The organism is Sphingobacteriaceae bacterium (assembly GCA_002319075.1).
Lineage (GTDB): Bacteria > Bacteroidota > Bacteroidia > B-17B0 > Aurantibacillaceae > Aurantibacillus.
Map to the genome: position 1 here is coordinate 4,918,294 of NVQB01000001.1, position 25,955 is coordinate 4,944,248.

Annotated in this window: 28 protein-coding genes and 1 tRNA gene; 10 read left to right on the plus strand and 19 right to left on the minus strand. The window is 37.4% G+C overall.

The genetic code is table 11. The features are described from left to right. Window positions 1–37: 37 nt before the first annotated feature. Both CNR22_21255 and CNR22_21260 read left to right on the plus strand, forming a co-directional pair. A complete protein-coding gene (locus tag CNR22_21255; protein ID PBQ34189.1) occupies window positions 38–1,093 on the plus strand; it encodes a hypothetical protein in 1,056 nt (351 codons plus the stop codon). A gap of 115 nt (window positions 1,094–1,208) precedes the next feature. Beyond that, window positions 1,209–1,391 (plus strand): hypothetical protein, encoded by a 183-nt coding sequence (locus tag CNR22_21260; GenBank protein ID PBQ34190.1) that lies wholly within the window; start codon window positions 1,209–1,211, stop codon window positions 1,389–1,391. On the opposite strand, the gene CNR22_21265 is transcribed toward CNR22_21260, so the two are convergent. From CNR22_21265 to CNR22_21280, 4 genes are all read right to left on the minus strand, one after another. Further along, complete coding sequence (locus CNR22_21265) at window positions 1,381–2,238, minus strand: hypothetical protein (GenBank protein ID PBQ34191.1); 858 nt, start codon at window positions 2,236–2,238, stop codon at window positions 1,381–1,383. The genes CNR22_21260 and CNR22_21265 overlap by 11 nt on opposite strands. A gap of 64 nt (window positions 2,239–2,302) precedes the next feature. Then, window positions 2,303–2,836: a hypothetical protein gene (locus CNR22_21270; protein PBQ34192.1), complete on the minus strand. Its 534-nt coding sequence runs from the start codon at window positions 2,834–2,836 to the stop codon at window positions 2,303–2,305. Between the two features lie 45 nt (window positions 2,837–2,881). Further along, the gene (locus tag CNR22_21275; protein ID PBQ34193.1) at window positions 2,882–3,739 is read right to left on the minus strand and encodes a hydroxymethylglutaryl-CoA lyase; all 858 of its coding nucleotides are present in this window, start codon (window positions 3,737–3,739) and stop codon (window positions 2,882–2,884) included. Between the two features lies 1 nt (window position 3,740). Continuing rightward, complete coding sequence (locus CNR22_21280) at window positions 3,741–4,760, minus strand: dihydroorotate dehydrogenase (quinone) (GenBank protein ID PBQ34194.1); 1,020 nt, start codon at window positions 4,758–4,760, stop codon at window positions 3,741–3,743. Between the two features lie 151 nt (window positions 4,761–4,911). On the opposite strand from CNR22_21280, the gene CNR22_21285 reads away from it, so the two are divergent. Continuing rightward, complete coding sequence (locus CNR22_21285; GenBank protein PBQ34195.1) at window positions 4,912–5,181, plus strand: hypothetical protein; 270 nt, start codon at window positions 4,912–4,914, stop codon at window positions 5,179–5,181. Window positions 5,182–5,289: 108 nt separating this feature from the next. On the opposite strand, the gene CNR22_21290 is transcribed toward CNR22_21285, so the two are convergent. Continuing rightward, complete coding sequence (locus CNR22_21290; GenBank protein ID PBQ34196.1) at window positions 5,290–6,750, minus strand: hypothetical protein; 1,461 nt, start codon at window positions 6,748–6,750, stop codon at window positions 5,290–5,292. A gap of 231 nt (window positions 6,751–6,981) precedes the next feature. Between CNR22_21290 and CNR22_21295 the strand changes: the two genes are divergently transcribed. Then, a complete protein-coding gene (locus CNR22_21295) occupies window positions 6,982–7,404 on the plus strand; it encodes a hypothetical protein (protein ID PBQ34197.1) in 423 nt (140 codons plus the stop codon). A gap of 86 nt (window positions 7,405–7,490) precedes the next feature. On the opposite strand, the gene CNR22_21300 is transcribed toward CNR22_21295, so the two are convergent. Continuing rightward, entirely contained in the window at window positions 7,491–9,053 is a 1,563-nt protein-coding gene (locus CNR22_21300; GenBank protein PBQ34198.1) for a hypothetical protein, read from the minus strand. Between the two features lie 328 nt (window positions 9,054–9,381). Between CNR22_21300 and CNR22_21305 the strand changes: the two genes are divergently transcribed. From CNR22_21305 to CNR22_21315, 3 genes are all read left to right on the plus strand, one after another. Further along, the gene (locus tag CNR22_21305; GenBank protein PBQ34199.1) at window positions 9,382–11,076 is read left to right on the plus strand and encodes an energy-dependent translational throttle protein EttA; all 1,695 of its coding nucleotides are present in this window, start codon (window positions 9,382–9,384) and stop codon (window positions 11,074–11,076) included. 66 nt (window positions 11,077–11,142) lie between these two features. Next, window positions 11,143–11,778 (plus strand): hypothetical protein, encoded by a 636-nt coding sequence (locus CNR22_21310; GenBank protein ID PBQ34200.1) that lies wholly within the window; start codon window positions 11,143–11,145, stop codon window positions 11,776–11,778. A gap of 41 nt (window positions 11,779–11,819) precedes the next feature. Beyond that, window positions 11,820–12,734, plus strand: a complete 915-nt coding sequence (locus CNR22_21315; GenBank protein PBQ34201.1) for a hypothetical protein — start codon at window positions 11,820–11,822, stop codon at window positions 12,732–12,734. Window positions 12,735–12,995: 261 nt separating this feature from the next. On the opposite strand, the gene CNR22_21320 is transcribed toward CNR22_21315, so the two are convergent. From CNR22_21320 to CNR22_21350, 7 genes are all read right to left on the minus strand, one after another. Beyond that, window positions 12,996–13,823, minus strand: coding sequence for a hypothetical protein (locus CNR22_21320; GenBank protein ID PBQ34202.1), 828 nt, complete (start codon window positions 13,821–13,823; stop codon window positions 12,996–12,998). After that, complete coding sequence (locus CNR22_21325; protein ID PBQ34203.1) at window positions 13,820–16,717, minus strand: TonB-dependent receptor; 2,898 nt, start codon at window positions 16,715–16,717, stop codon at window positions 13,820–13,822. Before CNR22_21325 ends, CNR22_21320 begins: the two co-directional genes overlap by 4 nt. 395 nt (window positions 16,718–17,112) lie before the next feature. Continuing rightward, on the minus strand, window positions 17,113–17,823 hold the full coding sequence (locus tag CNR22_21330; GenBank protein PBQ34204.1) for a DNA-binding response regulator: 711 nt from the start codon (window positions 17,821–17,823) through the stop codon (window positions 17,113–17,115). Next, window positions 17,823–18,863 carry a histidine kinase gene (locus CNR22_21335; protein ID PBQ34205.1) on the minus strand — a complete coding sequence of 347 codons (1,041 nt, stop codon included), beginning with the start codon at window positions 18,861–18,863 and terminating at the stop codon, window positions 17,823–17,825. The genes CNR22_21330 and CNR22_21335 overlap by 1 nt, the downstream gene beginning before the upstream one ends. 393 nt (window positions 18,864–19,256) lie before the next feature. Further along, a tRNA-Leu gene (locus tag CNR22_21340) sits at window positions 19,257–19,337 on the minus strand. Window positions 19,338–19,411: 74 nt separating this feature from the next. After that, a complete protein-coding gene (locus CNR22_21345) occupies window positions 19,412–19,693 on the minus strand; it encodes a hypothetical protein (GenBank protein ID PBQ34206.1) in 282 nt (93 codons plus the stop codon). Between the two features lie 270 nt (window positions 19,694–19,963). Next, window positions 19,964–20,458, minus strand: coding sequence for a hypothetical protein (locus CNR22_21350; protein PBQ34207.1), 495 nt, complete (start codon window positions 20,456–20,458; stop codon window positions 19,964–19,966). 224 nt (window positions 20,459–20,682) lie between these two features. Between CNR22_21350 and CNR22_21355 the strand changes: the two genes are divergently transcribed. Beyond that, window positions 20,683–20,874 (plus strand): hypothetical protein, encoded by a 192-nt coding sequence (locus tag CNR22_21355; GenBank protein ID PBQ34208.1) that lies wholly within the window; start codon window positions 20,683–20,685, stop codon window positions 20,872–20,874. On the opposite strand, the gene CNR22_21360 is transcribed toward CNR22_21355, so the two are convergent. The 4 genes from CNR22_21360 to CNR22_21375 all read right to left on the minus strand — a co-directional run bounded on the left by CNR22_21360 (window position 20,861) and on the right by CNR22_21375 (window position 22,634). Continuing rightward, window positions 20,861–21,115, minus strand: a complete 255-nt coding sequence (locus CNR22_21360; GenBank protein PBQ34209.1) for a hypothetical protein — start codon at window positions 21,113–21,115, stop codon at window positions 20,861–20,863. The two genes, CNR22_21355 and CNR22_21360, sit on opposite strands and share 14 nt — an antisense overlap. A gap of 15 nt (window positions 21,116–21,130) precedes the next feature. Next, window positions 21,131–21,658 carry a hypothetical protein gene (locus CNR22_21365; GenBank protein PBQ34210.1) on the minus strand — a complete coding sequence of 176 codons (528 nt, stop codon included), beginning with the start codon at window positions 21,656–21,658 and terminating at the stop codon, window positions 21,131–21,133. Window positions 21,659–21,759: 101 nt separating this feature from the next. After that, complete coding sequence (locus CNR22_21370) at window positions 21,760–22,221, minus strand: MarR family transcriptional regulator (GenBank protein PBQ34211.1); 462 nt, start codon at window positions 22,219–22,221, stop codon at window positions 21,760–21,762. Window positions 22,222–22,274: 53 nt separating this feature from the next. Then, entirely contained in the window at window positions 22,275–22,634 is a 360-nt protein-coding gene (locus CNR22_21375; GenBank protein PBQ34212.1) for a glyoxalase, read from the minus strand. A gap of 140 nt (window positions 22,635–22,774) precedes the next feature. Between CNR22_21375 and CNR22_21380 the strand changes: the two genes are divergently transcribed. Together CNR22_21380 and CNR22_21385 are read left to right on the plus strand one after the other, a co-directional pair. Further along, the gene (locus CNR22_21380) at window positions 22,775–23,530 is read left to right on the plus strand and encodes a transcriptional regulator (GenBank protein ID PBQ34213.1); all 756 of its coding nucleotides are present in this window, start codon (window positions 22,775–22,777) and stop codon (window positions 23,528–23,530) included. Between the two features lie 70 nt (window positions 23,531–23,600). Continuing rightward, window positions 23,601–24,776 carry a 2-polyprenyl-6-methoxyphenol hydroxylase gene (locus CNR22_21385; GenBank protein PBQ34214.1) on the plus strand — a complete coding sequence of 392 codons (1,176 nt, stop codon included), beginning with the start codon at window positions 23,601–23,603 and terminating at the stop codon, window positions 24,774–24,776. A 7-nt stretch (window positions 24,777–24,783) separates the two neighbouring features. On the opposite strand, the gene CNR22_21390 is transcribed toward CNR22_21385, so the two are convergent. After that, window positions 24,784–25,026 (minus strand): hypothetical protein, encoded by a 243-nt coding sequence (locus CNR22_21390; GenBank protein ID PBQ34215.1) that lies wholly within the window; start codon window positions 25,024–25,026, stop codon window positions 24,784–24,786. A gap of 82 nt (window positions 25,027–25,108) precedes the next feature. Continuing rightward, window positions 25,109–25,903 carry a hypothetical protein gene (locus CNR22_21395; protein PBQ34216.1) on the minus strand — a complete coding sequence of 265 codons (795 nt, stop codon included), beginning with the start codon at window positions 25,901–25,903 and terminating at the stop codon, window positions 25,109–25,111. Window positions 25,904–25,955: the final 52 nt, after the last annotated feature.

A 25,955-nucleotide genomic window follows, 5' to 3' on the forward strand; every position in this document is an offset into this window, starting at 1 on the left:
ACCCGAAAATCACCAAAATATGTAAAATATTTCCCAAATGTTAATAACTTTAGGTCGTTCTTGCGAAATATCGTTTGCATTTTTTACTAAAAATCCAATCTTTGCAACTCTTCAGAAATTGAAAAAGTTAATTTACATATTATCAATTACTTGCATTGCATTTGCTAATCTAAATGCATCCAGATCTTATTTCCCGGATGACAGGAACAAGCCGGGTGATGACAAGAAGAGCAAAGCTAAACGGGAAGATACCACCAAAATGGTTATCAACCAGGAAAACCTTGTTGCTGAAATCGGAGACGAAGAAACTCCTGATACCAATCAAATCTTATTCCCGAGCCATGACTTGTACACAAGTTGGGATACAATGACTGCCCACCCCTATAATTTTAACCAGGCTTTTAAAGAAGACAGCGTAACTATTTATTTAACTCAGGGCGAAGACAATTGTTTTAAAATGCCTTTTAAAGGTGGACTTACCAGTTTATTTGGATGGAGAAAATACAGACCTCATTATGGTACGGATATAGACCTGGAAACGGGAGACACGGTAGTTTCATGCTTTGATGGAATGGTGCGTGTGGCAAAAGCTTACCATGGTTATGGAAACTGCGTGATTGTTCGCCATAGAAATGGGCTTGAAACTGTATATGCCCACTTATCAAAAATACTAGTAGAGTCTGGTCAGAAAATTTCAGCGGGCGATCTCTTAGGTCTTGGCGGAAATACCGGCCATTCAACGGGAAGTCACCTTCATTTTGAATTCCGTTATCTAGGACAAGCTTTAGATACTCAGGATTTTATTGATTACGAAAAAGGAGAGTTAAAATCGAACAGTTTTGTTCTCAGAAAATCTGATGTAGAAAACAAATACGATTTACGCGCTCTTCACAACCGTCACAAGAGTGATTTAATGGCCCGTAAAAAAGGCGGCAAGAAATATCCAGTGAAAGGTGGCACTTATAAAGTTAGATCTGGAGATACTTTAGGAGCCATTGCCAGAAAAAGTGGAACTTCTGTTAAGATGTTGTGTCGTAAAAACGGATTAAAACCAACTTCAAAATTAAGAATCGGCCAACGTCTTAAGGTATAGTGAAAATCTCATTTATTTAATTAGGAGTTTTCTTTTTGTCAATTCTCTGAGTATTTAACATCTATACTTATTTTGTTGACGTAAATGCTTTTGATAGCTCAAAATCACCCGTAGCATGCATGAAGAATTGAATCGTAAACAGGAACTGCTCAATAGCCTTTCAAATTCTTTAAAAACAGAGTTAAAAAATCCGCACTTAAGCTTTATAAGAAAAACTTACCTGAAAGAGAAGATTGAACTGATAAAGGGAATATCGAACTCTAAAACTCCCCGGAATAAGTCTGATTTTAAAATTTAACCTCACACCCTGGAAGCATTGCTCTTATAATCTCTATTTCTTCCGCATCAATAGGATTACCTCTTAAATCAAGCAGCATTAAATTTTCGAGCTGAGAAATGGTAGAAGGCAGCTTGGTGAGTTTATTACCCCGTAAAGAAATAAGGCGCAGTTTTGGAGATTTATAAATGTCAAACGGGACAGTTTTAAGTGGATTGTTTTCAACAATTAAAACTTCAAGATTTGGAAGGCGTTCAAAGTGTTTGCTTAGGTAATGTGTATTAGTGTTTGAAATATTAAGATAGTTTAAGGACGAGAGGGCAAAGAGTTGCTTAGGTAAGCTGTCCATAATGCAGTTTTCAATAGAAACATCCTGCAGTTTTTTCAAAAATTTAAAAGTCGTTGGAAGTTTTAAAGTATCATCGGTGTTTCCAAATTTAAAGCTTTGAAGCTTGCTTAAGTAGGCAATTTGTGCGGGAATACTATCGATAGTAGTGTGCTGTAGATCAAGATAGGCCAAGTTGTAAAGGCCTTTCGTTGGTGGGAAAGTGCTTAACTTATTGTTGTAAGAGGCAAAATACAGAAGATTAAACAGAGATTCAAAATTCCTTGGATAAGTTGTTACTTCGTTTCCGCTTAATTTAAGTGCCTGAAGATCGGTTAAAGCCGCGAGTTTATCATAAACTTTGAGTTCAAGTTTTTGGTAACTTAAATCCATCTTATAAACCTTTTTTTGAACTTTTAATGCTTCTTTCAAGTCGGTGTATACCTGGCTTCCCATAGGACCATACTTATCGAATTCTTTCTGCGCTGATACAACAAGAACCTGGAGTACCAAGAAATTAAAAACAAAGAATCTGCTAATCATCTTACTAAAGTATGTTTTAATTTGAGGATTTAAAAATTCGACCGTAAAATTCAACGATCCACATCTATTTTAACTCCTGCATATGGGATGTGAAGCGGGTGATAAGATCTTTACTTATACCTTCGATTTCACCATCTGCGGCCTTTAAGGCTTTTCCGGAGTTTTTAAGATCGTACCTGATTATCTGGTTATTATCGATGTAATATTCATTACTGAGGTCCGTAATTAGGGGCCATTTATTTACATCCGTATTTCCTTTATGATCGGTATTAAATAGCAGGTATTTTTCGTATTCGGCGTATTCTTTTTCATTCACAGGCTCTTTCATTACAATGTGTTTTGCACGCACAAATAATAAAGAATCAGCCTCTATGTAATAGAAATAATCATTGTAAGCAAATTCGTCGGCGCTGTGTGTAGTAATCAGCACCAATTTGTTTTTCATGTAATACCCGGTAACAGTTCCTCCTGGAGTACGTTTGCCTTCCAGCTGTTTTTCTTTGAGGGCATTACTCTTGTATTTTTCACTTATAAGGTTCGTATAATTATCTATGCTTTTAAAATTCGGAGTCTGTGCATTCGAAGTCAGTATTAACACAAGAAATGGGATTATACTACAGCAAAATTTCATGTAAATACCGGCTTAATGATAAGCGTTAAAAACTTTCCAGCTCATTTCGTAGGCTTTGTTAAGCGCGTCTTTGTCCAGACTAAGATCTATCTTATTTATGATAGAATAATTTTCAAGTTCCTCCGTTGCAATATTTCCTGTTAAATCATCGGCCGCCATCGGACAACCACCAAAACCATGAATAGCCACATCAAAGTTACGACAACCGCTTTCGTATGCAGCGCGGATCTTTTCCTGAGATTTATTTTGGGTTGAGTGGAGGTGAGCACCCAAAGTGACGTTTTTAAGTTCAGGTAAAAGTGTAGAAAAAAGCTGCTTGATACTTTCAGGAGTCGAAGAGCCAGTGGTATCTGCCAAGGCAATGTCATTAATGCCAAGACTAGTTAATTTTCTTGACCATTCGATTGCAATTTCCGGATTCCAGGCATCGCCGTATGGATTTCCGAAGGCCATAGAAATATAAACCAATAATTTTTTATTATGTTTTTGGCAAAGACTTTGAATTTCTTCCACACGCGCCAGTGATTCTGTAATAGAAGAATTGGTATTGCGTTGCTGAAAAGTCTCAGAAATGGAAAAAGGAAATCCTAAATAAGCAATCTCGTCAAAATTACAGGCATCTTGCGCACCGCGGGCGTTTGCTATAATAGCAAGAAGCTTGCTTTTGGTGGTTGCAAGATCGAGTTGTTTAAGAACCTCTGCTGTATCCTGCAGTTGGGGAATTGCTTTTGGAGAAACAAAACTTCCAAAATCAATGGTTTTAAATCCAACCTTTAATAACTGGTTTATATATTCAGCTTTCAAGTGGGTTGGAATCTGCTGTTTGATGCCTTGCATGGCATCGCGGGGGCACTCGGTGATATGGATCATATCAGTTTTTTATTAATTTTTTGTTGATGTCTTTTATTAACTGCGGACCATAATAAATAAAGCCTGTGTAAAGTTGAATAAGATCTGCGCCGGCGTCTATTTTCTCCAAAGCGTCGTCTGCATTGTGAATTCCTCCAACACCAATCACTGGAAAAGCATTGTTTGATTTCTGTTTTAAGTAACGAATTACTTCTGTGCTTCTTTTCGTTAAAGGTTTTCCACTTAAGCCTCCCATTCCAATTTTTTCAATTTCTGAAGAATCGTAGCTTAATCCATCGCGGCTTATAGTAGTATTGGTAGCAATGATTCCCGCTATCTTTGTCTGCTTTACAATATCAATAATATCGTCTAGCTGCGTATTTGTTAGATCGGGAGCGATTTTTAGGAGAATAGGTTTCGGTGTGTTTTTTTTACTATTTAGTTCTTGTAAGGTATTCAGTAGTTTGGTTAAGGGTTCTTTTTCCTGTAGATCTCTTAAGTTTGGTGTATTTGGTGAAGAAACATTTACCACAAAATAGTCTACCACATCAAATAATTCGTTAAATCCTATAATATAGTCATCTACCGCATTTTCGTTAGGCGTAATTTTGTTTTTACCAATGTTACCACCAATGATCAGACTTTTGTCTTTTCGATTTTTTAGTCTCTTTGCCGCATCCACAACACCGTGGTTATTAAAACCCATGCGGTTAATCAGCGCTTCGTTTTTTGGAAGACGGAACAGGCGTGGTTGATCATTGCCCGGTTGAGGTTTAGGAGTAACGGTTCCTATTTCAATAAAACCAAAGCCCAGATCTCCTAATTCGTTAAATGCTATGGCGTCTTTATCGAGTCCGGCAGCTAAACCCACCGGATTTTTAAAGTTTAATCCAAACACTGTTCTTTTTAACGAAGGGTGTTCTTTCTTAAAAAAAAGACCGCCAATGGAGCTAAAAGTTGGAAATTTTAGAAGTGAAAACGTGAGGTGATGCGCTTTTTCAGGCGCTAAACGAAAAAGGAAAGCCTTTAATAGTTGATACATGCGGCATTAAAATTAGGGTTAATTCCGATACCTAAATTGATTAACAATTGAAATGTTAAGAAAAAACTTGTCTTTTTTGTGTTTTTTTACATTTTGAATTAAAAAAAATGTATTTTTGCTCCCAAATTATAAAAAATAAAATTCAAACAAAATGAAAAAAGTATTATCAATCATTGCTGTTGCTGCTATGACAACTGCATTTGTAGCTTGTGGTCCTTCTAAAGAAGAAATGGAAAAAACCGAGCAACTAAAACAAGATTCTATTGCTGCTGTTGAAAAAGCTAAGCAAGATTCTATGGCTGCAGCAGTAGCTGAGCAAGAGAAAATGGCTCAAGAAGCTGCTGAAAAAATGAAACAAGATTCAATCCGTATGGCTGATTCTGTTGCTGCTGCTTCTCACAAAGGTGGAAAAAAACACTAATTAATAGCAGAAACTTTTAAAAACCTTTAACCAAAAGTTAAAGGTTTTTTTTGTGCCTTTATCGCCCACAAACTTTCAGCAAACTAAAATGAAAAGGAATGAAATGGACTATTTAGCGAGCGTGCTCAAAAAATCAACGAGCTTTAAGGTAGCAATGGTATCCGTATCACAATAGCTGATCAATTGTGTTTTTAAAAATTCTTTCTCCACTTCATTTTCTGCCATACGGTATTGCTCAAAGTAATTCATAGCTTCCAGTCCCGAAGTTATGGTTGTATATTCAATATCCTTTAATAGAATAGCCGACACCACCTTTAAAGAAAAATTACTTTTAAAGGCTGGATTATAGTAAGCCAATTCGATAAAAATCTCAAAGACGTCTACCAGTTTGGTTTTTAATTCACCCAGTTCGGTGGCGTATTCGGGAAAGCGGTGGATAAGCGAATTTATAACGCTTACTTCCATTGTTTTATCAAACACCACAACAGTGGGGTAGTCTTTCGAAAGTTTAACCAGTTGTTCTGCGAAAAGTTTCCTTTCATCCTCAGAATGCCCGGCAAAAAAGTGTGAGGCCTGCTTGCCATCATAAAAACAAACTAAAAAAGGAATTTGTTCAAAAGGTTTGGTTCCCGGTAGTTGAGGTATAGCCGAACTCCAGATCTCCATGTCCATAGAAATACAGGGCTCTTTTATCCTTAGTAAAAATTCGCGTATCTTATCCCGGTCTATAATAGACTCATTGCTAACAAACGACTTTTTAATTTTTAAAGCAGCAGGTTTCTCAATCAAATCATCTGTAACCTGCTCAATAGTTTTTATGCCTGCGTTATACCATTCAAACAATTTGTTTTTATCGATATAGGGAAGATTAAAAATACTATTTTCAGTAACTGTGTCTTTCCAGCAAGTGCCGAAATAATCGCACTGGTAAGGACGAAAACACTGTTTACCAATAGACACATTAGGGATAACATTTTGCTCCAGCACGCTATGTGCGGCTTTAATCTGATGTTCGAAGTAAGCGAAATTTTCCTCTGCCTTAAGTTTTACACTTCGTTTTCTAAACAATTTTTTAGGGTCAAGATTCTCCCCGCGAATGTAGTCAGGGTTCAATGTTACCAGGAAAAGATCATCAAACTTCTCTAATGAATTTTTAAGAATATAATATTGCAGATACGCATCCTTTAAATAAGTTTCTGAAATCTTCATAGAACTTTTTACTTCGTAGGCAGTATACTTTCCTTCAAAAAAAGTAAGAATATCCACCATAATAAGCACACCGTTAAAAATGAAAGTAGCTTCGTAAATTACTTCTGTTTTATTTTCAATCAGTGTTTTGGTAAGTTCTGCTCCTGCTGTAGAACCTTTTGCTTCTTTAGAAACATCAATTCCTCCCGGAAAAAGTTGTTGGGCAAAATACCCTACGTCGTGGCCTCTTTTAAAAGTAAGCTGTTTGTCAACACTTAGCTTATCTCTTAAATAAGGATGATTTTTATAAAAGAAAAAAGCTTTCGAACACTGTTCAAATTTTATAAAGGACGATTTGCTAATTGCGTAAGTACTGCTCATACCGGAACATTCATTTCCTTAGTTTAACGGAGCTTTAAATATACAGTTTTATGTGCTTTAGTTTCTACATTCGCCGGGATGATCTGAAATTAAAAAATACTTTACTGGGGCATTCGGTTACTTGTTTGGACTGCTTCTAAATCTTGCAGAAGATGGGTCTTTAAATCTCAGCGAATTAAAATTTGTTGTAATTTAGGAGTGGGTTAGCTAGAAGGAAGGCAGCCGTAAAAAATGGTGGGACACAGATATAGCATAGAAAAAGCGGAAGCTTTCAAACTGGAAGGCATTATTATTGAAAATAGTTTGATTGCTGGAGTTACCCTGGAGCCCAACGATGTGCGTATGATCAAACAATTAAATCTTCGCTTATGTGAAGGGAAAAAGTACGCGCTACTGGTAGATCCTAAAGTAGAGAGTTTAATTACAGATGAAGCACGCGCTCTTCTGGCATCTAAAGAAATGGCTGAATTAAATATAGCTAAAGCCATACTCATTTACAATCAAAAACAGAAGATCATAGGTAATATTTATCTTTCTATAAACAAGCCCCACGTAAAAACCAAACTTTTTACCGATCGTGAAAAAGCACTAAAATGGCTGAGGATGCAGGTAGAAGAATTTACCGCAAAGCAAATGTTTAAAGAGAGAAAATAGGGCAGGTTTCCTCGCAAGCTTCGCTTATGTTCCTCAAAAAAAAAAAACCGGCAAGAAATTGCCGGTTGAGAATGTTGTTTTGATTTTTAATCTAATTTGATCCAAACCACACTTGATTTCTCTGTTTCTGGATCTGTATAAATTGTAGCGTATGATTTGCGTGGAGCATAATAAGACGAGCAGCCAAAAAGACAGAAAGTAACATCGTCTTTTTCTTTGGGCTTTTTAAAAAGATAGTCTTTTTTAATAGCATCGCCTTTATATATGTATTTCACCGCTGTGGATCCGCTAATTGCCTTTACCGTTTTAATGCTTTTTACATCATCCGTTTCCATGTTTTTCGGCATATTATTAAATAATAGATAACTGGCATTTTCAGTAGAAATAAAATCTATCCCGTAGTATTGCTCACTTGCCAAACCTTTGTCATCAAAATTATAAGCAGGTCTGAATCCCGTCTTTATTTTGTTTGAATTGTACATTGAATGATCACCACTTACGACTGATGAAAAAGGATATACAGCGCCATTTATTGTTTTGCCTTCTGCAGATATTGATAGTAAAGCCACATCTCCTAAAAATGTTGCGGTAACGGTGCCAAACTTGTCAATTTTTATAGTAGTCTCCTGGAACATCAGTACCAAGTTACCGCTTTTGTCAACAAATGCTCCCTGAATCATCCCAGCGAAGTCATCTTTACTTCCAATAGTATTTCTGTAGTAGTCATTCACTTTCGATGCATCCGGGACAAAAGATTTTTCAACAGCTAGTGTAGACGGCTTAAAGTTTTGAAAAACAATATTTATTCCCTCTCCACTTGACTTTCCACCTGGCATGATAATCATGTGAACTATTCCCTTTACATTGTTATAGACAAACTCTGAAGTAGGATGCTTATAATATTCTGTTAGACCTAATTCCTTTTGTAAAAAAGTTGTTTTTCCTTTAGATAGCTGAGAAATGTAGAAGCGCGATTCGTCGCCTCCTGACTTATCTGTATTAAAAGCGTATGTACCCAGAATTACATACTCGTCTTTGTGGACATAAGCGTTCAGATAACGGGTGTATTTGTATTTATTATTTGGTGTGGTATAATTTGCTTTATTTATTATTTTGTGATCAGGGCTAAAGTGAAAAACCTCAATACGATCTTTTGTCTCAGCGGCTAAAGTATTGTATCTAATCATTGCGTAATAGTCACTTTCTGGATCTTTAACTATTCTGATGTCTGGGATATCGAGACCACCAAAGGCAATAGCATAGCCATCTTTCATGCTCATCTTCTCCAGTTCTGCTATTTTGTCTTCAGCTTTTAATTTACCAGTTTTACCATCTACGATCAACCTTATCATAATGGGAGTTTTGTCTTCTCCCTTTTCAAAGAAGATAACAACGTCGCCATTTATCTCATAAATACCACTAAGTATGTGGTAGCCTAATTTATCGTCAATAAGCTTTGTTGCAAGTTTGCCTGAGCCAATTTTCTTGCGCAGAGAATCATAAAGCATAACTTTAATACCCTCCTTTTTTGTAAATTCCAGGAAGCAGGTATTGGTGTTCTTTAATTGAACGAGCTTGCACCAACCCTCAGGCTCAGGAAAGGAAGCGCTTTTGTCTTTTTTTTGCGCAAATGATTGAAAGCATACCATGCTTATTAAAACTAATAGAATTTTTTTCATGCTTGTGAGTGAAATGGGTTACGAGGCGCAATAATAACAGTTTAATTTTGTTTAACAATGAATTAAATTAATAGAATTTATGTTTTTATTTGGAGTCCGCCTGCTTTATTCAAAGTAAAGTGACGACTGATGACTTATACAAAACAAAATAGAATGAATGTGACGCGAAAACAATAAACCGTGAAGCGTTTTTAGGTAATCACGAACAAGGAATCAGAAACCCCGAAGTAAGAAACATTTCATATTTCTTAAACAATCCGTAACTTTAAGGCTCAAATCTAAATTCTAATTAAATAATATGTCAGCAACGCCAGAGGGACGCCAGATCATTTTCAGTATGGTGAATGTGTCGAAGATACATCCACCCCAAAAACAGGTTTTAAAAGATATTTATATTTCATTTTATTATGGCGCCAAAATTGGTGTCCTGGGTCTTAACGGGTCTGGTAAATCTTCTTTACTGCGTATTATTGCTGGTATGGATAAAGATTATATCGGAGAAATTCATCAATCGCCAGGCTATTCTATCGGAATGCTGGAGCAGGAGCCTAAGCTTGATGAAAGTAAAACCGTTATTGAAATTGTACGTGAAGGTGTTCAAAAATATGTGGATATTCTTAACGAATACGAAGAGGTTAACAACAAATTTGGTGATGAAGAAATTCTGAACGATCCGGATAAAATGGATAAGTTGATCAACCGTCAGGCACAATTACAAGAACTCATCGATCAACATGATCTTTGGAACCTGGACAGCCGTTTAGAGCGTTCTATGGACGCTTTACGTTGTCCTGAGCCGGACGCACAGGTAAAAGTGCTTTCTGGCGGAGAGCGTCGCCGTGTAGCTTTATGCCGTCTTTTATTACAAGAGCCTGATATTTTATTGTTGGATGAGCCTACCAATCACCTGGATGCTGAGAGTGTTGACTGGTTAGAACAACATTTACAATTATACAAGGGAACCATTATAGCCGTAACCCACGATAGATATTTCTTAGATAATGTAGCGGGATGGATTTTAGAATTGGATAGGGGAGAAGGTATTCCATGGAAGGGTAACTACAGCAGCTGGTTAGAGCAAAAAGGAGCACGTTTAAAACAAGAAGAAAAAACAGAAAGCAAACGCCAGAAAACTTTAGCGCGTGAGTTAGATTGGATTCGTCAAGGTGTTAAAGGACGCGGCGTGAAACAAAAAGCCCGTTTAAATAATTACGAAAAAATGTTGGGTGAAGATGTGAAGAGCAAGGAAGATAACCTGGAGATTTTTATTCCTAACGGTCCGCGCCTTGGTAACGAGGTAATTGATGCTAATGAAGTGTCTAAAGGTTTTGGAAACCGGTTGTTATACGAACATCTTAATTTTAAATTACCGCCAGCGGGAATCGTTGGTATCATTGGGCCAAACGGTGCTGGTAAAACTACTTTATTCCGTATGATCATGGGCGAAGAAACTCCGAATACAGGAGAATTTAAGGTGGGTCCAACCGTAAAAATTAGTTACGTTGATCAAAATCATAAAGAATTGGCACCCGAAAAAACGGTGTATGATGTTATCAGTGGCGGGCTAGAGAATTTAATGCTCGGTGGAAAATCTATGAATTCAAGGGCTTATATCTCCCGTTTCAATTTTAACGGAAGCGACCAGGGTAAAAAGGTAAGTGTGCTTTCTGGTGGAGAAAGAAACCGTCTGCATTTAGCAATGGCATTAAAAGAAGAAGGGAACGTTTTGTTACTGGATGAGCCTACCAATGATTTAGATGTTAACACACTCCGTGCATTGGAAGAAGGTCTCGAAAATTTTGCAGGTTGCGCGGTGATTATTAGTCACGACAGATGGTTCTTAGACCGTGTATGCACTCATATTCTGGCTTTTGAAGGCGATAGCAGTGTTTATTATTTTGAAGGCGGTTACAGTGAATATGAAGAGAACCGTAAAAAACGGTTAGGCAATGTTGAACCGAAAAGACCACGTTACAAAAAACTAGCAGTATAAAAACAGAAGATGAAAGCATTACCCAAAATTCTTTTAGCTACCACTTTTTCTTGTTTAATTTTCCAAATGAAAGCTCAGTCTTTCAAAAAGGGAGATATTCTTTTTAATGTGAATTATGGGCAGCCAAATGCGGCTGCCTTTTATCAAAAAACACTTTATCAGAAAAGACTGTCGGTCTATTACAACGGCGACTATACCCAAAATTATTCTAATACAGGTGTTTTAAGTTTAAAATGCCTTTATGCCAGGAGTTCAAAAGTAGAGGTGGGACTGGGCATCGGCCTGTGGAAATATAACACCAGTGAGGTTTATATTTACAGAGAGCATGTTATGGCAAATTACGGGTCAATGCATACAGCTTCTAACAAAGAAGAAGCTACTTTTCAGGCATTGACTTTAAGGCTGAACAGGCATTTCGGAAATTATAAGAAGATAGATCCATATGTAGGATTCGGCCTGGGTGTAACGCGAATTTCTTACAAAGAACAGCATTATTCCCTCGATTCCGGTAGCCCTGTCCTTTTAGCTGATCAGATATATCCTTCGGATTTCCTTCCTACTTTCGCTTTAACTTTTGGTCTGCGGTATTACCCTCTTTACTGGTTTGGCCTCAATTTTGAAGCAGGTTATGATGCTGGTGCGCTTCTTTCGGGTGGACTTATTTTTAAATACGCATCCAAAAATAAAGGTGAGACTAAATAAACAAAAAATAAATCTATATATTTAAAACAAAATTAAAACATATGATCCATTTTAACTCTGCAAAAATTTTAATCCCTGTTGATTTCAGTGAGACATCGCTACTAGCTATTAAACATGGGGCCTTCATGGCGCAAACTGCAGGCTCAGAGCTTTATCTGCTGCATGTGGTAAATGCTCCGTTCATGTCGCAAAATATGTTTTTACCAATAGTAAGTCTTGAAGACAATAGTGATGTGGAGAAAAAAGCATTGGCGAAATTAAATGATCTTGTAAATACGATTAAAGCTGAGCACGGCGTTAGCGCGCAGTGTATTATTAAGGTGGGAAATCCAAGTGTGGAAGTGACAAACGTGGCAAGAGAAATTGGCGCTTCATTGATCGTAATGGGAACTCATGGATATTCTCCTTTGGAAGAATTAGTTATTGGAAGTGTTGCTTTAAAAGTTATTACCAAAGCTCCTTGTCCAACCATGGCTATGAGTGATGCTGCAGCTCACAGGGGATACAAAAATATTGTTATGCCCATCGATGCTACAGTTAACTCTCGTCAGAAAGTAAATTATACTTTAGAAATGGCTAAAAAATTCGGAGCAAAAGTATATGCAGTTGGACTATTAGGAACCAACGAAGAAAACGAATTTGCCGGAATGGAAGTGATTTTAAATCAAATTAAAAAATTAGCAGAAGAGCAAGGTGTAACGTTTCAATCTGAATTATTAAACAACCTGAAAAACAGAGCTACAGCTACCGTAAGCTATGCTGAAAAAGTAAACGCAGATCTTATAGTGATTATGACAGACCAGGATGCGGAGTTAAGCGGTTTCTTTCTAGGCCCTTACTCACAACAAGTAATTCATTTAAGTAAAGTGCCTGTAATTGCTGTAAAACCTAAAGATCTTTTTTTAGACGATACAAACTTTCCTATTTCGAATACAAGTGGCGGGGGATTTTCTTAAACAAATTTTAAAAAAGAAGAGGCTGTCTTTAAAAAAAGGCAGCCTTTTTTTATTGTAGTAAGCACTTTGAAGTTATTGAACTTCATCGAGGGTTCTAATCCCATTAGAGAAGAGAAATCTCTCAGACGATTAAACAGTAGTAAAGCTCAATTCTTTAAGCCGGATTTAATTTCCAGTTCATTTGTGCTGGTCTTGGATCAAATTGTGGCGTATTTTTCAATAGCTAATAAATAAAATTTTTATTCTGGTAATGCGGATAAACTATTTCTTCTTAACATCTACCCAAAGCGTATCAGAATTAAGCCCTGTAAAAATACCATAGCCGTTTTTGATACTTGTAGAAGGATTTGTGAGGTTTTGTGAACTGGTACTGCCTTGATCGTATAAGGTGGCATAATCTGGCAGAACATGATAAAGTATGATCCTTGTCTTTCCAAAGTACTGAAATTCCATTGCGCGCACTTCTTCGGAAGAAAAGTTAGAAGGCGATTTACGAAATATCCTTGCAGGAGGCGCATTACTTCTAAAATCAGTTATTGCCTCAGGGTCTGTTTCGGTGTTTTCTATCAGCACCAGGTAGTAGGAATTATCAGGATTACTCCAGTTTATTTTAACCGGATCTGGCATACTTGCACCAGGAGTGGGGCGTGTTGTAGTATCTCTTTTCTCAATAGTTAACTCTGTCAGAGACTGAGTCGCATTTTGCGGTCCGTCTGGAATGTAGGTATATGCCTGCACTTCTTTTTTGTTGTAAGTAAAAGAGAGGGTGTAACTATTTCCAGCCGTAACAACGGTAGTACTATCAACGTATCTTCCGTCGCCAACAGGTTTTAAGGAGTAAATGTGGGCATCTTTATCTGTTATAATTACAGAAAGGTTATTTATATCGTCAGACGAATACTTAACATCCGATGAAAACGGAATCTGTCGACTAATCTTAACGCTTAGGTAGTCGTTAGGCCTTAAATATCCGTCGATAATGGGTGAGTCGGTAAATTCGGAAACTTCTTTTTTCTTACAGGCGGGCAGGAAGGCAGTGAGAATAAATAAGCATGTCGACATTAATATTTCTATTCTTGTGTTACTCATCTTAGTTTTAGGGACAAAGTTATGTTTGGTGTTATACTGGTATAATTGACATTTGTCTCGATAACCGATCCACTTTCAATAGAATAGGTTTTATACCATACATTGGTGCGGTTGTAGACATTGAAAATTGAAAAACTAAGATAGCCAACTTCTCTTCTCTTCTTGTCACCTTTCGAACCCTTTAAAAGTTTATAGTTCGCTGAAATATCTGCACGATGGTACTCCGGTAAACGTAAACCATTCTTTGTTGTAACTGTAAAGAAATCCTGAGTACTGCCATCGAGCAAAGTAACATTGTAAGCCCCTGAAGGAGCCGTGTATGGCCGTCCCGTAGCATAGACCCAGGTGGCGGAAAAATCCCACCGTCTCCATTTATAAAGTGTTACGATTTTAAATTCGTGCGAGACATCCTGGTTAGCCGGAAAATAGCCATCAGCATACACACTAAAATGATTCCTGGCTTCACCTAAAGTGTAACTCACCCAGCCATTAAATTTTCCTGTTTTTTTCTGCATTAAAAATTCTATTCCTCTGGCATAACCGTTACCAGTATAAAAATTCTCGTCAACATCTGTCCCCGCAGGACTGCTATTGAAGCGAAGAGAGTATTCAGTAAGATTCTGGATCTTTTTATAGTATGCTTCTGCACTGAACAACAGATGTGTTGTTTCAAAAGATAACCCGGCAATATAGTGAAGGGAAGAACTTACCGGAACGTCTTTTCCGTCCGACAATAGCCAAAACTCTTTATTCCCAGAAAGAATATCTTCTCGCGTAACACGATTCGCGAACTGGAAATATTTTCCTGTAGCCCCTTTAAGTGTTAACTGCTTGGTTAGTTTGAGACTTAAAGATGCCCTTGGCTCAAAATAGTTTTGTTTGGTGATGCCATAATAACTTGCCCGAATACCTGGAACAAAAATCAATTTGTTCTTAAGTAATTTGAATTTGTTCTGTACATACCCGCCCGCTAAAATTGTTTTATTACTCTTGTCAAGAACGGTTGAAGTGTCGTTCTGAGCATAGGTATATTTAATGTCATAGTTTGTTCCAAAAACGCCAAACTGGAGCTGGCTCATTTCAAACATCTCCCATTGATAGTCGGACTTAAGACTGTAGTCTTTCAGATCGTTATTTTCAAATATGCCATTTTTTGTGGTGGATTCGTTACCACTTGCATCGGTTACTGTACGCTGCTGCGAACGATCTCTGTCACTGTAAAAATTGGAGTAACTTATAAGTGTGTTTCCATAAAAGCGCGGCGCCCATTTACGCGACCATTTCAGACTGGTTCCAATATTTCCATATTTTGTAAGATCGGTTGAGCTGAAACTAAAGTTTGAAGTCCCACCACCAAAAGAAGGCAGATTTGAATTGTCGACACTATTGTCGAATTTATCTGTTCCGTTAAAAATACTCAGCGCAATAATGTCCTTTTGGGTTGGCCTGTAAGTAAACTTACCATTCAGATCATAAAAATAAGATTTAGCTACAGTGTTTTGTGAAAACCTTCCACCGCCTGGGCCACCTGTTCCTTGCTGTGTTGTGGCAGCGGAAGAACTGCTTTTACTATACTTTTCAACTAATTTATTGTAGATCGGCCCTTTGTATGACCTTCGAAAAGCGATAACCGAAGAAAATTTATCTCCTATTGGAATCTCTGCAAACACATTGGCGCTTAATAAGCTTAAATCACCACCTATGTTGATCTTCTTCTGGTTACCATCTTTTCCGGTTATCTCAGTAACACTTGATAAGCGCCCCCCAAACTTCGATTCAAATCCTCCTTTATAGAGCTGAACATCCTTTACAGCATTTGCATTGAAAGCGCTGAAAAAGCCATACAAATGATCAACGTGGTATACTGTAAATCCATCATAGAGTACAAGATTTTGATCTGGTGTGCCCCCCCTGACATACAGTCCGGAGGAAGATTCTTGTGACGCGCTAACACCGGGCATTAACTGAAAAGACCGCATAACGTCTTTTTCTCCTATGTTGGGTAATTTCTCAAGCTCTTTGGGTGTGATTTTTATCACACTTACTTCTTCCTGTTTTGCAAGTACAACTTCTTCCCTCGCAGCAACGATCGTTACAGTTTTGAGTTGATTTCCGGCTGAAGACACTTCGATGATCAGGTTTTTCCTGGAGATGAAAGGCGTGAGATATACTTCTGTTTTTGCGTAGCCGACATAAGATATAATTAAAACACTGGTATCGGTAGGTACTTTGCTAAGAGTAAAATAGCCGTCAGCATTTGTTGAAATGGCTTTTGTAGAGCCTCTGAGATGAATCGTTGCAAAGGGTAAAGCCTCGCCCGTGGATTTATCTTTTACCAATCCGGAAAGTGTAAAATCTTTGCTTTGCGGAGGACCATAATAAGTTTTATTTGCATAGGGATTGTGCTGACTGGTTTCGTCTTCGGTAGTCTTTTTATCTTCCTCAAAATAGAATGTACCGAGATTCTCATCTTCGTTGCCTTCAAGCTGATCATAAGCCTTAACGTCTTCTTTGAAATCGTCTTCTATCCGGGTTGGGGTAGAAGATAGGTTGTCCTGTGCTTGATTTAAGTGAATCGAATGAAATGATTCCTTAAGGTTGTTGGAAGTTGTATCGGCTGGCGTAACTGACGGATCATAAATCGAAAGAAAGACATTCTTCTTACCACACGTATAATTCCAGGTTACATGCGAGGCTAAAGCGTTTAAACAATCAAGCTTTTCGCTTGATCTTGTTCCTACATTGGGTGCGTACACAAACAAATAGTTGTAAAACCGCGGAACGTCTTTTAAGGAATCCGCCTCATATGCTTCTAAGGCACTTTGACCGGCATTGCCCATCACAAAAACATAAGGTCGTTTCGTGGCCGAATAATTATTTGAAGGCGAAAACATCACGTATTGAAAGTAACAAACACCTCCCTGGCTATTAAAGGAATATTGCCTGTACGAAGATGATTGCCCGAAAGACTGTTGAGTAAAAAGTACCACAAAGAAAAGGCAAATCGTTAGATGACGCGGAGTTGATAAATACACTTTTTGTTTACTGAGATTGTGTGCCAAATATCGAAGGGTTAAAAACAGTAAAAAAATATAATATACTTCGGCTGTAAGTGTGTAGACAAGATGAAGAAATGTGGAGAAGTGATTTTACACCCGCATATAGACAAGTACCGATGGGAAGTTGGCCCATAGAAGAGGTCCACCAGGGAAGTCGCTATCAATTTTTAAGGGAAGGTCTTCAGCTGAGAGAGGGTTGAGGTGCGATAGAGATGGGAGATAATATTCGGTTAGAGGAGTGCCCTAGGATCTATTATTTTAAAGAAGGCATCTTTGTAATGCTCGCTTAAGGGAATTTCAGTAGTAGTCAGTTTTATTCTATTGTTACGAATCGACTTGATCTTATCAACGGCAATTATAAAAGATTTATGCGTCCTGACAAATTTTTTCACAGGAAGGTTTTCTTCCATTGCCTTCATGCTTAGCCGCGTAATGATCGGTTTTTCGGAACCTGTAATATGAATTTTAATATAATCCTTTAAGCCCTCAACGTAGTTAATCTCATGAATCATAATTTTAATTAAATTGTATTCTGAATAAACAAAAACGTAATCTCTCTCTTGTTCGGGTTGTCGATTACTCTTAAAGGCCTTATACTCCTGCGCTTTGTTAGCAGCTTTCAGGAAGCGTTCAAAAGAGAAAGGTTTCACGATATAATCCAGGACATCAAGTTCGAATCCTTCATGCGCATAATTTTTGTATGCCGTAATAAATACAACTATTGGTTTTGAAGAAAGCGATTTTAAAAATTGGAGACCCGTAATTCCAGGCATCTGAATATCAAGAAAAATTAAATCAATCGTTTCCTCTTGTAAAACTTCTATAGCTTCATAAGCATTTTTACAACGTTTTACCAGGCAAAGAAAAGGAATCTGTTTTATGTTATCTTCCAGTAGGTCAAGGGCCAAAGGCTCGTCGTCAACAATGATACATCTAAGCATTATAAGGTTATCGAAAGTTTAACAGAGTGAAAATTATTTTGTGCTGTAATGTTTAGTGTGCATTTAGGGTAGAGTAAAAACAAACGTCTTTTGACATTCGCTAATCCAATTCCCGTGCTTTTGTCTTTTTCCTCACGTTCTACTTTGTATTTGTTATTAACGCTCAATGTCAGAAGGTTTCCGATAACAACAATACTAATCGAAATCTCAGGATCATTTATGTACACGACGCCATGTTTAAATGCATTTTCAACAAAAGGGATAAGGATCATAGGCACTACTTCAACAGAAGAAGAGAACGTTATTTCTTTATAAAAACTCACGGTGACCTCGCTGCCAAACCGTAGCTTTTGCAACTCTATATAATTTTCGAGGTACTCTATTTCTTTATGAATACTGATCTTTTCATGATCGGTTTCATACAACATATATTGCAATAAACCTGAAAGTTTTAATAAGGAAGGCTCCAATAGATCTGACTTTTTGCGTGCCAGGGACACAAGATTGTTCAGCGTATTAAATAAAAAATGAGGGCTCACCTGCGAGCGAAGAAAGGAAAGCTCGGTCTTTAAGTTTTCGGATTCCTTCTCCTTTCGCAATTCTTCGTTTTTAATGTTCTTTTGTATGACACTATAAGCTGTGCTCGTAATCAGAATGCAAACACTTAAGAGAATAAAAACTCGGTTAAAAGGTGGAAAAGGATGGTGAAGGCCCATAAAGTTCTTAACCAATTCATTGATTCCCGCAATAAGCAAAGTACATCCAATAACGATAGTAACATAAATCATCCAATTTTTCCTGTTGAAAAACCTGGGAACAAGAAAAAGTGCGTTAAAGTAAAAAAGAGGGATAAAAGAAAGATTCATTAAGGTAGATACGATCTGGAAATTATGCGCCCGATCAACAACTGGTTTAAAGTTATCCGGAGGCCGTGGGCCATTTTTATCAAATAGCAGTGGCAAAATAAAAATAATAGTCCACGCCGAAATATGAAGAAAACTAATAAAAAATCTTGACCTGATGGGCCTTTCTGATACCATTATCCAAAGATAACGTTCCTATTCTGATTACGCAGGCAAGCGTAGACGAGATTGGAAAATGTGTCTACAAGTTCAGTGTTGTTGAGCGTCTGATGTGTCTTGATAAATGCAGTAAAAAACTTTTCCAAATTAGGGAACGTGATTAAATTTCCGCGCAGCAACTAACGCTAAGGTGAGAATTTGGTTATATGCTACTTTCTGGTTGGATTAATTCTGAACATAAAGTGAGGTCGGAGTCAGGAGTTAAAGGAGATTCAAACTTTTGGTTAAGAGATTCGGATTTTTGTTAAGCTGTGAAAATTTCCGTTGAAAACGAGACATCGCAATTCGAAAAGTACGATAATCTATTTTAATATAAAAAGAAAGCCTTGACTAGCAAGGCTTTCTGTGATGTACCCAGGAGGAGACTCGAACTCCCACACCTTACGGCATACGCACCTCAAGCGTACTTGTATACCATTCCAACACCTGGGCATGTTATACTTCCTGAAAACAATCAGGAGTAACGATTAAGCTGGCGTAAAGATGCGATTTTTTTGTAAAAGATTTTAAAATTTCTCTTTTAATTTGATAACTATCTCAGGGTACTTTACTAAATTTTCTATGTACTTTTTTGATTTCATGGCTTTAATATGTGCTTCAATTTTGCGGGCCAGATTTCCATCCAGTTCCTCGATAGAGTATACCAATTGCCAATCATCTACAATGGATGTAAACGATCGGACATAAGTTCTATTTTTATGATCTAAAAGACGTTGATTCAAATCTAAACAACTCCCTATGTAAAATTTATTAAGACTTTTAGAAAACAAGATGTAAACAGCTGCCATAAAGTTCAAATCTTAAGAATAGTAATATTCCCAAAAAATAAAGCAACCCTCAGCAAACATACTTGTATACCTCCCGATAGCTATCGGGACCAACACCTGGGCATGTTATACTTCCTGAAAACAATCAGGAGTAACGATTAAGCTGGTGTAAAGACGCGATTTTTTCTGGAGATTTTAAAAATTATATTGTATTCTGATTCATTTTCTCAGACAGCATATGAATCTTGGCGTCTGTTTCCTTAATTATGAACCTTCTATTGCAAAGTTAAATTACTCACGAAATAATTTTAAATACCTTGTAAATTCTTGCTTAAGTTCACTCTTTTCATTCATCCACTCAGGTAGCGCAAAATACTTTAGTTTAATGCCCGGTTGTTTCATTTTTTTTATTCGGCCCGATTTACACACTCTTCCTAAAGCAACAGACAAATTGTTGCGCGGTGCGTTATACTTTTTATAATGATCGTCTATTTTTAGAAGAAGCGTATGTAGATCTTCTGAGGTAAGCGGCTTTTGATGTAGTTCCAAAAGAAAATGAATCTTTGTGGGATAAGACCAGTCCTGCTTAAACTTGTTTTCGGTTAAGAGTTCATTTTGCTCCGTATCATCGGAGCTGGATTTATTGAGCTGACCTTTCAAGTCGTTGATCTCTTGTCGCAGATCAACAATGTAGGCTATAAGATCGCCATTAGACCATCCCACGAGTTCCTTTAAAGCCTGCGTTTTTAGTTCGTTTTTAAGTTTTCCTTGCAAATCTTTGGTCATAACTATAAAAGTATCAATTTATACACAATAACATAAAAATAACATATAATAAACTCATTATATCTATTAAAATAACATAAAAATGCCATATTATGTACACAAAAACAACTCGGTCGAATTATCAAAAAATACATTTAAACTTGAGAGTAGTAATGAATTTATCCATTTTATTCGATATTCCCGATACTGCTCAAATACATTTTACCAAATAAAGGGACATCAACATGGGACAGTTTATTCAGTCATTTTTTTTGCGAAAAATATTCCTACAAACAGGAGAGGCTAGAGGTAGTAAAAAAATATTCACGTCAGTTTCTACAAAGACGGATAACCTGGAAAAATCGTTTTCAATCAAAATAAACTTTCCTGAAAGGAGTATTCTTATCTTTTCGTTTGAAGCGGTTATCCAGCAATAGTAAAAGGCTGATTTTTTGTTATCCAGGTATCGAAGTCTTTTTGAGTGTTGATTTTTAAACTGACACCGGTTAGCAGCGTAATTGTAAATGGAAATTCTGTGGAGATTACCTTTTTATACAAACCTGTGAGCATTGATTGATGAGCATTCCAAAAGGTAGACTTATCCCCGTAGAAATCTTCTCCAAATAAAAGAGTGATTTCGTTATTTTTAAATTCTATTTTGTACTTGTAGTCGGACATTTTTTGTTTAGCAAATTATTTTACAATCTGCGGCAGAGAGTTGAGCAGTGAATGATTTTTGAGGTTTGACTCGTCTACCAGCACTCCGCTTTCATTAAATGTTTTCCAGGTGGCAATGCCTTCGCTCTGGAAGCGAAATCCCTGCAACTTTATTTTCCCGCTGCAGTAATACTCGGTAAAAGGACCAAAAAGGCTTGTTTTGTAAGCTATTCCTTCAAATGAGACAATAGCATTTTCGCAAAATAAACGTCGCAATTCAAAATTTCCGTCCTTACTAAAATACGATTCAGAAGTCGGGGCACCTTTTTTATAAAATTTTGCGAGAAACATATGGCCCTTAAAAAAATGCATCTCTTTCTTTTTAGAGCTGTCTGAATTAAAAAGAAATCCTATACTGTCTGATTTAAGTGCAGCTTGTTTCAGGATTTCCGCCTTGGTTTCTTCATACCACGAGTCGGCTGATTGCTTTATAGTGCCAAAGCTCATAGATACGACGGCGCAGAGAAGAGGCAGGGTGAGAGATAAAAAAGCTTTTTTAAACATGAGAGTCTTTAGAGGACAGTCAAATTTAATCATTAAGCCCAGACCTTACAAAAGGTTTTATTTCTCACGCTTTCAACGCTAGGCTTTTTGAAGCAAGAAGATCATCTGTCTTTATTTTCGTTAATAAGTTTAAACATATTCTTATTAAAAGATGGAAGGTTTTTTTCTAAAACTGAGAAAAATTCAATGTCCGCATTTTCTATTTTACTTAAAGCTAAATGTAAGACCTTTTCGCCCGAAGGAGTTAATTTTACCACTTTTGCTCTTGTATCAGAAGAGTGCTCTTGCCGACTAATGAATTTTTTTACTTCTAGAGTTCTCAACACTTTCGATACCATCATTCTGTCTGCATTTCCCTGGTTGGCAATGTCTACCTGCGTTACATCGTTTTTAGTTTTAGAAAGCCATGCAAGAGCTGCCAACAAAACAAATTGTGTTTGTGTAAGATCTAAAGGGTCTAAAACCTTTTTTTGATTGCGTTGCCAAATTAAGTTGAGCTGACCCAGCAAGTATCCGGGACTTTCTTCCGGACTTTTAAATTTGAATTTGATCTTGTTCTGCATTTTCCTTAAACGTTTTATCAAATAAAATTAATTTTTTTGAAAACACAGTCAGTTTATTTTGACTCTAGAAATGTGAGTTTGTACCCGTCAAGATCTTTTACGTGAAATGCTCTGCCAAAAGGCGTTTCGATAATTGGTCCTGCTGTAGTTACCCCATTAGCAATAAACTTTTCTTTTAATTTGTCCACGTTCTCGTTAACAGCAAACCAAAGGGCTACCCCAAGTCCTAGTTCCTTTTCTTCGAGGGGCTCGAGAGGTGTGCGGATAGCGAAACTGGCTTGTCCCTGATCGTATTTAAAAATGCAAGCCTGGGGATTGGTAGTGCTAATTTCAAATTCTAATTTTTTTGTGTAAAAATCTTTGGATGCTTCCAGATTTAATACCTGTAGAGATGCAAATGTGAGTTGTTTCATAATAAACGATTTAATTGTTGTCGCAAATATAGTATACATGACAACAATAAACAAGCTCTTTGTATTAACCGGTTGACAAGCAGGATCTTTCATTTGTTGAATAAGCGATTATCTTTGTGACAGTTAGTAATGTCTTATTCATGAATCTTGCCATAAAATCAGCATTGCCGGACCCATCGGTTTCGCATTTTGTTCATAGCTTATGGATGCTGGAAAATAAAACAAAAGAAGATGTTGCTTTTATTCTGCTGCCGAATGGTATGGTGGACATGAACTTGATGAGCGTTAATTCGGGTAATTGGAAAATGGTTGTAAGAGGGGTAGACACAGTTCCCGGTGAAGCTACGGTGCCTGCACATACAAGAATGTATGCTGTAGGATTCAAGCTGCTTGCAGTGGAATACCTCTTAAAAAGTCCGGTGAAAGATGTGCTGAACTTCGGAAGGAATTTTGAAGATGATCACTGGCGATATAGTGATAAGGAACTTGAAAGCCTTGAGTCTTTTTGTGAAACAACAACACGTAAAATAAAAACTGTTTACTGCGAAAATAGTGATCCTAGAAAGAAAAAACTTTTTGAACTTATCTATTCCACAAAAGGTTCTGTCACGGTGAAGGAGTTGTCTGAACATGTTGCCTGGAGCAGCCGGCAGATCAACCGCTATTTTAATGACCAATTTGGAATCTCTTTAAAGACTTATTGCAACATTCTTCGCTTCGGCGCTTCTTTTAAACAACTCAGTGAAGGCAATCTTTTTCCGGAACAAAATTTTACAGATCAAACTCATTTTATTAAAGAGATCCGCAAGTACGCTGGGGTTACGCCCAAAGAGCTGAGCAAAAACAAAGATGGCAGGTTTATTGATATTACCGCCATCAAAAACTTCCCGGCATAAAACGACCGATTTTTACTATTTCATCGCCCAGGTTTTTAGAACCTTTGTACCGTTATAAAACGATACAATTATGTTATTAGAAAATAAAAAAATAGCCATTGTGGGCGGTGGTCCTGGTGGTTTAACCTTAGCAAGACTTTTACAGCTTAAAAATATCAGTGTAAAGGTGTACGAGAGAGATTTGAACAAAGACTCAAGGGTGCAAGGTTCTCCACTTGATTTGCACGAGGAATCGGGTTTGGCAGCTCTTCAAAAAGCGGATCTTATGAAAGCCTTCAAAGAAAATTATATGGTGGGGGCAGATCGCATGCAAATTATGAATGAACAGGCGGAAGTGTTTTTTAGTGATCACGACGAAAAACCTGAAGAAAACTTTGGCTATGAACATTTTCGTCCGGAGATAGACCGAGGTGTTTTAAGAAAAATAGTATTAGAATCGTTGAATGAAGGCATTATTGTGTGGGGTAGTCATTTTATTTCGATGGAAACTCAGGGAGATGGTTGGCTCCTTCATTTTAAAGATCGTGCGTCTGAATATGCTGACATCGTGATTGGTTCGGATGGTGCCAATTCAAAGATCCGACCTTATCTGACAGATATAAAGGCATTTTACTCTGGTATTACTATGCTGGAGGGTACTATCTATAATGCTCCCGAAACAGCTCCGGGAATGCATGCTTTGCTTCGTGGAGGAAAGATCATGGCTTTTGGAAACGGGAAAAATCTTCTCCTGGGTCAGAAAGCAAATAATGAAATAGGCTTCTACGCCAGCTTTAAATCCGGGGAAGACTGGTCCTTAAACAGTGGTCTGAATTTCTCTGATAAAAAACAACTACTAGGGTGGTTCCGAAAAACTTACCCAGAATGGAGCAGCACCTGGCATGAGTTATTTGAGAGTGCTTCAACACCCTTTGTTGCAAGACCTATTGATTGCATGCCTCTGGATCAAAGTTGGAACGCAAAACATAATTTAACTTTGATTGGTGACGCTGCGCACGTAATGCCTCCTTTTGCTGGTGAAGGGGTGAACATGGCCATGCTTGACGCCCTCGAGTTAAGTGACTGTCTGACTTCAACTAGGTACAGGAATCTGCAGGAAGCTATTAGTTTTTACGAAGAAAACATGTTTAAAAGAGCATCTGTAATTGCGCAAGAGTCCCTTGAGAATGGTGTGCGTATGCATAGCGAAATCGCGTTAGAAACCATGTTACATTTTTTTGGCGCAACAGGAGAGTCTAATTCCTAGAACTGCATTAAAAAACATGGTAGAATTTAACGAGGCGGTAAATAAACCCTAACAGAGCCACAAACAAAAAAGTATAGCCAACAGTATTCAATTTACTTCCGGATTTACCCGCTGCAAGAGCAAAACAGAGTAGGGCAAGGGTCATAGATACAGAGCTGATGAGTTTAGGAAGATAGCCATCCATAATATCCATAAAAGTACCAAGAGCAAAAATTGCGGTGAAGATCCAAAGTAGAAGTTTGTTGTTCATGCTTTAAAAGTAGTAATAATGTTTTTTAGGAATGAATTCTATTAAAAAAAGAAAGGCCACATCTCTGTGGCCTTTTATGAAATTATTTTTTCTTTTCAGCATCTTTTTTTGCTTTCTTTTCAGCTTCAGCGGCTGCTTTTTCTTCGTCCTTCTTCTTCTTTTCCTCCGCTTTAGCAGCTGCGTCTGCAGCTTTTTTCTCAGCAGCGGCAACCTTCTCTGCCTCTTTTTTCGCTTTTTCGTCGGCCTTAGGATCGTCTGATTTTTTCTCAGAAGTTGTACTTGCTTTTTCAGCTTCTTTCTTTTTCTTTTCTTCTGCTTTTATGGCGTCTTCAGCAGCTTTTTTCTCAGCAGCGGCTGCTTTTTCCGCATCTTTCTTTTTCTTCTCTTCTGCATTTTCTGCGGCTTTGGCGGCATCTTTTAATTTCTTTTCTTCAGCTTTTGCAGCATCTTCAGCTGCTTTTCTTTCGGCCTCTGCCTTTGCTGCGGCTGCTGCCCCACCTGTTGGTGTGTAAATAATGTCTACCGTTGTTCTTTGATAATCCTTACCTTTTTTTGATGAGAACTCTCCAAAAGTGAAAAGTTCTCTTCCTTTTCTGTTCAGGATCAGGAACATTTCGTCTACGCGCTCTTGAGCAAAGGGTTTAAAGTTTGTTGTTGGATAGTACCCAACAACTGTAATATCCATATGGGTACCGTTAAGACTTTTTATCCAACGATCAAGGTGCTTTAGCGTTGTATCATGAGCTTTATTTTGTGTGTGATGATAAATTAAATGTAATGTATCCACCTTTTGAGAAATTCCCCTGAAAAAACAGAGTGATAATAGGATAACAAATGTAAATGCTTTTGCTCTAGTAGCTGCAGATTGGTTTTTCATTGAAAAGATTAAGGTTTAACAATTAACTGGGGCTAAATATAAAAACTTTATA